The sequence below is a fragment of the Kitasatospora sp. MBT63 genome (assembly GCF_000710465.2).
Taxonomy (GTDB): Bacteria; Actinomycetota; Actinomycetes; order Streptomycetales; family Streptomycetaceae; genus Kitasatospora.
Genome location: NZ_JAIZ01000819.1, coordinates 44,000 through 53,671 on the forward strand (window position 1 = coordinate 44,000; position 9,672 = coordinate 53,671).

At 74.0% G+C, this 9,672-nt stretch carries 7 protein-coding genes and 1 pseudogene; 2 read left to right on the forward strand and 6 right to left on the reverse strand.

Features of this window, described 5'->3' with window-relative positions; translation table 11 throughout:
* Positions 1-7: 7 nt before the first annotated feature.
* From AA75_RS43210 to AA75_RS43220, 3 genes are all read right to left on the reverse strand, one after another.
* Complete coding sequence (locus tag AA75_RS43210; RefSeq protein ID WP_158515672.1) at positions 8-3,136, reverse strand: non-ribosomal peptide synthetase; 3,129 nt, start codon at positions 3,134-3,136, stop codon at positions 8-10.
* Between the two features lie 47 nt (positions 3,137-3,183).
* Positions 3,184-4,236, reverse strand: a complete 1,053-nt coding sequence (gene sbnA / locus AA75_RS43215) for a 2,3-diaminopropionate biosynthesis protein SbnA (RefSeq protein ID WP_233289453.1) — start codon at positions 4,234-4,236, stop codon at positions 3,184-3,186.
* A gap of 436 nt (positions 4,237-4,672) precedes the next feature.
* Complete coding sequence (locus AA75_RS43220) at positions 4,673-5,131, reverse strand: nuclear transport factor 2 family protein (protein WP_051814404.1); 459 nt, start codon at positions 5,129-5,131, stop codon at positions 4,673-4,675.
* A gap of 207 nt (positions 5,132-5,338) precedes the next feature.
* Here AA75_RS43220 and AA75_RS43225 point away from each other — a divergent pair, with 207 nt between their 5' ends.
* Positions 5,339-6,502, forward strand: coding sequence for a serine hydrolase (locus AA75_RS43225; RefSeq protein WP_051814405.1), 1,164 nt, complete (start codon positions 5,339-5,341; stop codon positions 6,500-6,502).
* A 46-nt stretch (positions 6,503-6,548) separates the two neighbouring features.
* Here the strand turns inward: AA75_RS43225 and AA75_RS43230 are convergent, their stop codons facing one another.
* From AA75_RS43230 to AA75_RS43240, 3 genes are all read right to left on the reverse strand, one after another.
* On the reverse strand, positions 6,549-7,178 hold the full coding sequence (locus tag AA75_RS43230; RefSeq protein WP_033826024.1) for an SRPBCC family protein: 630 nt from the start codon (positions 7,176-7,178) through the stop codon (positions 6,549-6,551).
* 91 nt (positions 7,179-7,269) lie between these two features.
* Positions 7,270-8,094 (reverse strand): family 1 encapsulin nanocompartment shell protein, encoded by an 825-nt coding sequence (locus AA75_RS43235; protein WP_033826025.1) that lies wholly within the window; start codon positions 8,092-8,094, stop codon positions 7,270-7,272.
* 96 nt (positions 8,095-8,190) lie between these two features.
* Positions 8,191-9,162, reverse strand: a complete 972-nt coding sequence (locus AA75_RS43240; RefSeq protein WP_033826026.1) for a Dyp-type peroxidase — start codon at positions 9,160-9,162, stop codon at positions 8,191-8,193.
* Between the two features lie 133 nt (positions 9,163-9,295).
* Between AA75_RS43240 and AA75_RS43245 the strand changes: the two are divergent.
* Positions 9,296-9,672 (forward strand): annotated as a pseudogene (locus AA75_RS43245) (FUSC family protein); the annotation flags it as partial.

The window sequence follows — 9,672 nt, forward strand, 5'->3', positions numbered from 1 at the left end:
AGGTGTCCTAAAAGGAGAAGGTGGCGGCGGCCGGAGCCGCGGTGGGCTCCACGGCCGGGGCGGTGGGCAGGACGGGTCCGGTGGCGTCGGCGAGGATCTCGTCCAGTGCCGCGACGGTCCGGGCGAGCAGGAACCCGGCGGATTGCGCGGTGAACAGCTCCGTGCCGTACTCGAACTCCAGCACCGTTCCTTCGGGGCGCCGGTACGCCTGGAGGTTGAGGTCGAAGCGGCTCGTCCCGGGGTGCGGCAGCGCGACCGCGGCACGCAGGCCGTGCCTGCGCAGGTGGTGCACGCCGAGGTCCTGCAGCGCGAAGAACGCGTCGAACAGCGGGTTGCGGCTGTGGTCGCGGACCGTGACGACCTGGCGGGCCAGCTGCTCGAAGGGGTGGCTCTGGTGGGTGAGGGCGAGGTGGTGCCGGTCGGCGACCCGGCGCAGCAGGTCGGCGAGGGAGTCCCCGGGTTCCAGCCGCAGCCGCAGCGGCACGGTGTTGACGAACATCCCCACCACGCCGTCCAGGTCGGGGTGCACCCGCCCGCTCATCGGGCAGCCGATGGTCAGGTCGAGGCCGCCGGTGATCCTGGCCAGCGCGGCCGCGTAGGCGCTCATCAGCACGGTGAAGTCGGTGACGCCGTGCTGGGCCGCGCACGCCCGCAGCGCCCGGTCGCGGGCGGGCCCGAGCTCCTGGCGCAGCACGGCGCCGCGGGTGGAGCGGACCGGCGGGCGCGGGAAGTCGGTGGCCAGGCCGAGGGCGGGCGGCGGCTCGGGGAAGGTCTCCAGCCAGTACCGCTCGGACTCGGCGAAGGAGCCGGCGGCGGTGTGTTCGGCGAACCACTCGGCGGCGTCGGCGTAGCGGACCGGCGGTGCGGCCGGTTCGATGCCGACGTAGAGGTCGAGCAGTTCGTCGAGGAGCACCTGCAGCGAGACGCCGTCGAAGACGATGTGGTGGACGTCGAGGTACAGCCGGTCGGTGCCGTCGCCCGGCAGCAGGAGTGCGCGTACCAGCGGTGCGGCCGCAAGGTCGAACGGCCGGACGAGCCGGGCGAGCGCCTCGGCGTCGGTCAGCGGCGCGGTCACCACGTCGAGTTCGGCCTCGGCGTGGTCCCGGACCAGCTGCCGGACGTCGTCGCCGTCGGCGTGGAAGGCGGTCCGTAGCGCGTCGTGGCGGCGCAGCAGGCCGGCCAGCGCGGAGCGCAGCCGGTCGGCGTCCAGGGACGGGGAGACCTCGATGCGGACGGGGATGTTGTAGGCCGTGGAGGCGGGGTCGGTCTGCCAGACGGCGTACAGGGCGCGCTGCTGCGGGTGCAGGGCGTAGGAGGCGCGCGGTGCGAGCGCCGGGATCGGGGCGAGTTCGGTCCGGTCGGCCGCCGCGACCTCCCTGGCCATCAGGCGCAGGGTGCGGGCGGCGAAGAGCTGGTGGAAGCCCAGGGTCGCGCCCAGGGTCCGGGCGATCCGGCCGAGCAGCGCGCCGGCGGCGATGGAGTTGCCGCCGGAGGCGAAGAAGTCGTCGTCGGGGCCGATCGCTTCGGGGCCCAGGTGCAGGACCTCGGCCCACAGCCGGGCGAGGCGCTGTTCGTCCGGGGTGCGTTCGCCGGCGGGTGCGGCGGCCCGGGCGGCCGGGGCGGGCAGCCGGGCGGCGTCGACCTTGCCGTTGGCGTTGAGCGGGAGCGCCGGGAGGGGGATCACCTGGTCGGGGCAGAGGTAGGGGGGCAGGGTGCGGCGGAGCCCGTCGAGTACCTCGGCGGCCTCGGTGCCGGCCGCCAGGACGGCGTAGCCGAGCAGGTGGCGGGCGCTGCCGGTGCCGGCCACGACGGTGTGGGCGTCGCGGACGCCGGGGGCCTCCAGCAGGGCGTGGGTGACCTCCTTGACCTCGACCCGGTGGCCGCGGATCTTCACCTGGTCGTCGGTGCGGCCGTGGAAGGAGAGCACGCCGTCGGCGTCCGCGCTGACCAGGTCGCCGGTGCGGTAGTAGCGCTCGCCGTCGAGGTGGACGAAGCGTTCGGCGGTGAGTTCGGGGTTGTGCAGGTAGCCCCTGGCGAGGCCGAGTCCGCCGGTGTACAGCTCGCCGATCCTGCCCGGGGCGGCGGGGCGGCCCTCGGGGGTGACGACCAGGGCGGTGGTCCCGCGGATCGGCCGGCCGATCGGGACGGCGTCGCGGTAGCCGCGCTCGACCGGGAAGACCGTGGTGAAGGTGGTGTTCTCGGTGGGGCCGTAGCCGTTGAGGACGCGCAGTGCCGGGCAGGCCTCGCGGACCAGGTTGACGTGGCGGCAGGAGAGCACGTCGCCGCCGACCAGCAGGGTGCCGAGCCGGGCGAACATGGTGACGTCCTCGTCCACCATCTGGTTGAACAGCGGTGCGGTGAGCCACAGCACGGTGATCCCGGCGTCGTACAGGGTCTGCTTCAGCCGTGCGGGGGTGAGCAGCACCTCCTGGTCGACCAGGTGGAGGGTGGCCCCGGCGAGCAGGGTGCCCCAGATCTCGAAGGTGGCGGCGTCGAACTCGAGCGCGCCGGTCTGCAGGCAGCGGTCGGCGGCGGTGAAGGTGAACCAGTCGGTGTCGCGGACCAGGCGCACCACGCCCGCGTGTTCGACCATCACCCCCTTGGGCCGGCCGGTGGAGCCGGAGGTGTACATCACGTACGCCAGCGGTGATCCGGCGTCGGCCTCCGGGTCGCCGGCGGGGGCCGGCGGTTCGGCGGGGGCCGGGGCCGCGAGCAGCTCGTCCAGGGTGAGCAGCCGGGTCGCGGCGGGTACCGCGTCGCGCAGGGCGCCGGCCGCCGGCGCCGCGCAGAGGATCAGCGGTGGGGCCGCGTCCGCCAGCATCCGGGTGATCCGCTCGGGCGGGAACGCGGGGTTGACCGGCAGGTAGGCGCCGCCGGCCAGCACGACGCCGAGCGTGCCCACCACCGCGTCGACGCCGCGGGGGAAGGCGAGTGCGACCAGTGACTCGCGGCGGACCCCGAGTGCGGCCAGCCGGCCGGCCACCGCCAGGGCCCGGTCGTGGAGTTGGCGGTACGTCAGCCGCTGGTCGCGGTGGACCAGGGCGACGGCGTCGGGGGTCCGCCGGGCCTGTGCCTCGAAGAGTTGGTCGAGGGTCCGGGGGGCGCCGTCCGCGGACGACGAGAATGATGAAGACATGTCACTGCTTTCCACGGCGGTGTGCGCGTCGAACATGGTCTGCGGTCTCACCTCTGGGAGATTTCCACGACGGCCCCGGCACTCTCCCCGACGGGGGCGAACAGCCCGATCTCGCCGAATCTTTCACCCACCCAGTCGTCGTCGTAGACGGAGTCGAGATAGCGTTCCCCGAAATCCGGGGAAATGGCCACGGCGCACACGTCCGGCCGCTCCCCGAGCAGCCGTTGGAAGGCGCCGGCGAGCACCGTTCCGGTGGAGCCGCCGAACAGGAATCCGCGCCGGGCGAGGAATCGGCACATCCGGATCGCGTCGACCTCTTCCACCATCAGGATCTCGTCGACCACCGATTCGTCGGCGATCTCCGGGCGGCGGCCGGTGCCGAGTCCCGGAATGTAGCGCGGCCCGGCCGGCCCGCCGAAGGTGACCGAGCCCACGCTGTCGACCGCGACCACCTTCGCGGGGTGGCCGGCCTCCTTCAGGTAGCGCGCGCACCCGGTGAGGGTCCCGGTCGTCCCGGCGCCGACGAACAGGTACTCCAGGTCCGGGTACGACTTCACGATGGCCGGCCCGGTGCTCCCGTAGTGGGCGAGCCAGTTGTTGTCGTTGGCGTACTGGTTGAGCCAGAACATCGCGGGCTCCGCGGTGCAGCGCTCCTGCACGTACCGGATGCGCGCGCCCAGCAGGCCGCCGACGGGGTCGGGCTCCGACACCACCACGACCTCCGCGCCGAACACCCGCATCAGGCTGGCGTTGCGCGGGCTGCACCGGACGTCGGTGACGCAGACGAAGCGGTACCCCAGGTTGGCGGCGATCGCGGCGACCGCCACCCCGAGGCTCCCCGAGGAGGACTCGATGATCGTCGAGCCGGGCCGGATCCGCCCCTGCTGCTCGGCCGCGGCCAGCATCCCGGCGGCGGCCTTCGCCTTGACGGAACCGGCGAAGTTGAATCCCTCGCACTTCAGCGCCAGCGTCCTGCCGAAAGCCGGTGAGAGGTCGACGAATATGTCGTCGAGGACCAGGTCCTGCGGCGCCCGGATACCGGATTCCCCACCCGCGGGCGAAAAGGTCAAATCAGTGTGCGGAACCATGTGATACGCCACCAGATCCTTTATCCGGGGCACCCGGTCCGCATGGTCGGGATGCGCTCCGGGTAAATGTGCGTCGGGTAATGCCACTGCACGGCCGCAAAAGATCTTCCCGCAAGTCCCGCCCGCCTGGCAATGTCGATTTGTCCGGATGCGGCCACTTGGCATGTACCTACCCGCGTAGAGTGTGACCAGCCTCACAGGTCGAACCGGTGGCGCGCCCACCCCTGCACCCGGGCGGACACCGGGCCGCCACCGCCGCGCTCCTGAACGACCGTCAACCGGCCACCCGGGGCGGTGGATCGGTCCAGCTCACCCCCGCCGGGGCGGCCGGACGCCCGGGCCCGCCGCAGCTCTACCACCCGTCACTCGCGCCACGGTCGAGCACCCGGCCGACACCGGGCCCGACGGCCTCGGCATTCCGCCCCCCCGGGGGGGGCGATTTCCGGCGCTACTCGCCCTCGCCCTCCAGTGCCGCCACCAACTGCGGCAGGCTGCCGTCGGCCACGATGAGGGCGAGGTGGTCGTGGTAGTCCCGGCTGCTGACGATCAGCCCGTCACGGACCCGCAGCACCTGGATGTTGGCGGTCTCGAAGGTCCGCCCGGTCGCCCGGTGGTGCACCCGGTAGTCGAACTCGGCGACGACGATCTCGGGGTCCCCGGTCTCCCGGAGGACGATGTTCAAGGGGGTCAGCTCCACCGGCGAGACCGCCGCGACCTGGGCGAACCGCTCCCTGAGCGCGGCCCGCCCCACGGTCAGGCGCGGACCGGCCGGCTCGAAGACGGTCTCCACCACGGCATCCTCGGCGTACAGGTCCGCCAGCTCCGTGTACCGCCCTTCGCCGATGCCCTCGATCAGCTTCCCGAAGACCTCGCGCGGCAACGGCTTCTCGGACATGTTCTCGGGCATGACGAACCTCCAGGGGGATCCACGGTCAGAATCGGACTATCAACTCCGTTTAACGATACGGACCAGCCAGTCCGGTTGTCCAGGAGGCCGACACGGGCTGGGGACAGCCTCCGCACCGACCCGGGTGCCAGCACGATGGGCTGACGGTCCGACAGCCCGGCACGCTGGACCGGAACGTCCACGGGAACGGGAACGGCAGGGAGAGCGATGAGGGTGCGTACGGGGGCCACGGCACTGTGGGTGGGGATCTGCGCGGCGGCGGTGGCGGGCGCGTTGCCGTCGGCGGCCGCCGCCGAGCGGGTTCCGGCCCCCGCCGGGCTGCGGGCGGCCGTCGAACGGACGGTCGCGGACGGCTTCCCGGGAGCCGTGGCGTACGCCAGGCAGGGCGGGCGGGAGACCCGGCTCGCGGCCGGGCTCGCGGACCGGGCGAGCGGCGAGCGGGCCCGCCCGGACCAGCGGTTCCGGATCGCCAGCAACACCAAGTCGTTCGTCTCGACGGTGCTCCTGCAACTGGAGGGCGAGGGCCGGCTCTCGCTGGACGACAGCGTGGAGAGGTGGCTGCCCGGCGTGGTCCGGGGGAACGGCAACGACGGGAGCGCCGTCACCGTCCGGGAGCTGCTCAACCACACCTCGGGCGTCTACGACCCCACCGAGGAACCGGAGTTCTTCGCCCCCTACCTCGAGCGCCACGCCTGGGGCTACGTGTACACCCCGCGCGAGGTGGTCGCCCGCGCGGTCCGGCACGCGCCGTACTTCGCGCCCGGCACCGGCTGGCGGTACTCCAACACCAACTACCTGCTCGCCGGCCTGGTGATCGAGGCGGTCACCCGTCACAGCGCGCCGTCCGAGATCCAGCACCGGATCCTCGACCCGCTCGGCCTGCGGAACACCTCCTTTCCCGTGACCGACCCGGACATCCACGGCCCGCACCTGCACGGCTACGACCTCACCGGACGCGACGTCACCCGGTTCAGCCCGTCGTACGACTGGACCGCCGGCGCGATGATCTCCACCGTCGACGACCTGGCCCGCTTCCACCGGGCCCTGTTCGGCGGCGGGCTGCTGCCCCCCGCGCAGCAGCGCGAGCTCCTGACCACGGTGCAGTTCCCCGGCACGGTGGCGTACGGCCTCGGCGTGCAGCGCGGGGAGGTGGCGTGCGGACCGGGGCCCGGCACCCCGCCGGTCCCGGTCTGGGCGACCGACGGCGGCGGGCCCGGCTTCACCAGCGTGGCGCTCAGCACCGCGGACGGTGAGCGGCAGCTGGTCCTCGCCGTCAACGTCTACGACCTCGGCGCGGACCTGAAGGGCGAGCCGCCCTTCCCCAGGAGCGAGGGGCTGGTGCAGGCGCAGAGCGCCGCCCTGTGCGGCTGACACGGCCCCAGGTCGCCACCGGGGCCTCGCGCGACGGGGTCGGGCGTCAGCGCGGCCGGCTGTGGGCGCGGGCCTCGGCGGCGGCCTTCAGGTCGTGCAGCCAGCCGTCGAGGCCCTGCCGCAGGAGCGCGGTCGCGGTGGTGACGTCGGCATCGACCTGGGGTCCGCGGTGGGTCTCCTCGGTGGTCACCCGGACCCCGCCCCCGACCGGGGTGAAGGTCCACACGTGGACGCCGTCGATCCGCAGCCCGGCACCGGTCGCCGGGCCGGTCCAGCGGATGCAGGAGTCGCGCCGGAGCTGCTGGACGGTCGAGGTGATCTCCAGGACGGTGGCGGGGGTCGACGGGGTGGCGGGCACCGGGATCGTCCACCGGAACGCCGAACCCGCGTGGAGCGGGCCTGCGTCGAGCCGCTCCGCGGTCCGCACCGGCGCCTGCCAGTCCGGCCAGCGCTCCACGTCGGTCTGCAGCTGCCAGACGGTGGACAGCGGAGCATGGACGACGGTCTCGGCCCGGTGGCGGACCAGGGCGTCGGGGTCGACCCCGCGCCCCCGGCAGGTCAGGGACGCGCCGGGACGGGCGGCGGGCGGTGCGGCGGCGGCGGCGGGCACGGCGACAGCGCACAGGAGGCCGAGGGCGAGCGGGACGGCGAACAGGGCGTTGCGGGTGCCGGACATGGGGATCCCCCGAATGGCTAGATGCTTGAGCGCTCGTTAGACGTTCTAACGTTAGCCCGGCGGGGAGTCAAGAGATGCCGGCGGAACGGGCTCAGGCGGCCGGCCGGGTCTGCGCGACGGCGGGGCCGATCGGGACCACGGCCTCGTCCGTGTGGACCAGGAAGGTCAGGGTCTCCTGGAAGTACAGCTCGATGCGGTCCGTGTCGTGGGCGAGGTAGCCGATCGACAGGTCCTGGCCGAGCTGGAGGGTGAAGTCGCCGCCGCGGGTGGACAGCAGGAACGCGCCGTCGATGGCCGGCGCCCAGACGATCTCGCCGTCGAGCAGCCGCCGCAGGTGCTCGTGGATCGGGTAGCCGTGGTCCGAGGTCTCGCTGACCGCCGTGTAGGCGTCCGCGCTGAGCGCGAGCGTGTACGCGCCGCCGACGCCGGCCAGCCGCAGCTCGCTGACCGCCCGGCTGACCACGTCCGGGTAGTCGCGGGGGTCGGCGGGCAGGGTCAGCGCCGGGTTGCTGGAGGCGCCGCGCAGACCGGTGATGCCGGCGGCCGGGTAGCCCTCGAACACGGCCCGGTCCTCGGCGAAGGCCATCCGCTGGGCGGCCTCCTTGACCGGTCCCCAGTCGGCGTCCTGGGCGCCCCGGGCCACCGCGTCGACCTGCAGCCGGTCCACGGTGAACGGGACCCGCAGCTCCACCACCGGACGGGTGCGGCGCAGCCGGGCCCGGACGCCGGCGGCCGGGGTCTCGATGTCGTCCAGGTGGCCGGTGTTGACGGCCGCCAGCTCCGGCCCGGCCGGCTCGGGTACGTCCACCAGGCGGCGGGCCGCGACGTGCCGGGTGAAGGTGCGGCGGGCCTCCTCCTCCAGGTCGGCCCAGGCGGCGGCGGAGATCGGGGCGAGTTCGCGGTGCAGGTTGTCCATGGGGCGTTGCTCCTGTTCCTGGCTCCGGTGCCGACCGGTGCTGACCGGCGGTGGACGGGTGGGGCTGCGGGCGCGCCGCTCGGCTGCCGGCGGCTGCTAACGGCCGCTCAGGCCGCCGATGCCCAGCGAGCCGTGGGCCGCCCCCGCCGGCCGCTCCTCCTGCGCGAGTTGCTGCAGCAGGCCGGCCGGCGGTGCGAAGAAGAGCGTGCCGGTGACCGCGGTGGAGAAGTCGAGGATCCGGTCGTGGGTGGCCGGCCCGTCGCCGAGGAACATGTGCCGCAGCATCTCCTCGGTGACGGCGGGGGTGCGGGCGTAGCCGATGAAGTAGGTGCCGAACTCGCCGCTGCCGGGGCTCCCGAACGGCATGTTGTCGCGCAGGATCCGGCGCTCGGTGCCGTCCGGGTCGGTGATGGTGTTGAGGTCGACGTGCGAACCGGGTGCGTCGATCTCGATGTTGGTGAGTTTGCGGCGGCCGACGATCTGTTCCTGCTGCTCGACGGTCAGCCGGTTCCAGGCGTCGAGGTCGTGCAGGTACTTCTGCACGATCACGTACGAGCCGCCCGCGAACCGCGCGTCCTCGGCGCCGACCAGGACCGCGTCCGAGGCGTCGCCGCCGGTCGGGTTCTCCGTGCCGTCGACGAAGCCGAGCAGGTCGCGCTGGTCGAGGTAGCGGAAGCCGGTGACCTCGTCGGCGACGGCGACGGCACCCCGCAGCCTGGTCATGATCTCGCTGCCCAGCGAGAAGCACAGGTCCTGCCGGGTGGCGCGGAGGTGGAACAGCAGGTCCCCGGGGGTGGCCGGGGCCCGGTGGCGGGCGCCGCGCAGCTCCTGGAAGGGGTGGAGCTCGGCCGGGCGGTCGCCGCCGACCAACCGGTCCCAGGCCTGGGAGCCGATCGACGCGACCACGCTCAGCTGCCCGTCGGGGTACCCGAAGCCGACGGCCCGCTGGAGGCCGTCGAGGTCCGCGAGCAGCTCCCGGACCACCGGCTCCCCGCCCGGGTCGACGGTGAGCACCAGGAACAGGGAAGCGCTGGTCAGCGGGCTGAGCACGGACTGCGGCGTCGGCATGCGCACCATCGTGGCACGGGTGCCCGGCCCGCGGGCGGGGGCGCGCGTGGCCCCGGTCCCGATTGCGCCGGCGGGAGTGCGGGCGGTGGGGCCCGCGGCCGTGATGTGCCGGTTCAGGTGCTATACACCGGGTATGCCCAGTTCGCCACCGCCGCCCTCAGCCGGACCCGGGCACCGCCTGCGGGCCGGGGCGGCCGCCGCGGCCCGGGCGCTCTCGCCGCGTGGGGCGCTCGCCCTCGGCCGGGGGGACGGCTCGCTGCTGTTCGCCGCCCGGGCGGCGCTGGCGATGGCGTTGGTGGCGGCGCCGCTGGTGGCGGCCGGGCGGGCCGCGCTCGCCCCGTACGCAATGCTCGGTTCCTTCACCACCACATTCGGCCGCGGCATGCCCTATCCCCGCCGGGCCCGGGTGCTGGCGGTGGTCGCGCTGGCGATGACGGCCTGCGTCGGGTGCGGTTCGGCGCTCGCCGCGGGGGCCGATCCGCAGGCGGGCGGGGCGGGCGCCCCGCCGGG

Coding starts and splice junctions, on each gene's coding strand:
- AA75_RS43225 (WP_051814405.1), top strand. CDS start 5,339: ATGAGGGTGCGTACGGGGGCCACGGCACTGTGGGTGGGGATCTGCGCG.
- AA75_RS43240 (WP_033826026.1), bottom strand. CDS start 9,162: ATGCCGACGCCGCAGTCCGTGCTCAGCCCGCTGACCAGCGCTTCCCTG.
- AA75_RS43220 (WP_051814404.1), bottom strand. CDS start 5,131: ATGCCCGAGAACATGTCCGAGAAGCCGTTGCCGCGCGAGGTCTTCGGG.
- AA75_RS43230 (WP_033826024.1), bottom strand. CDS start 7,178: ATGTCCGGCACCCGCAACGCCCTGTTCGCCGTCCCGCTCGCCCTCGGC.
- AA75_RS43210 (WP_158515672.1), bottom strand. CDS start 3,136: ATGTCTTCATCATTCTCGTCGTCCGCGGACGGCGCCCCCCGGACCCTC.
- AA75_RS43235 (WP_033826025.1), bottom strand. CDS start 8,094: ATGGACAACCTGCACCGCGAACTCGCCCCGATCTCCGCCGCCGCCTGG.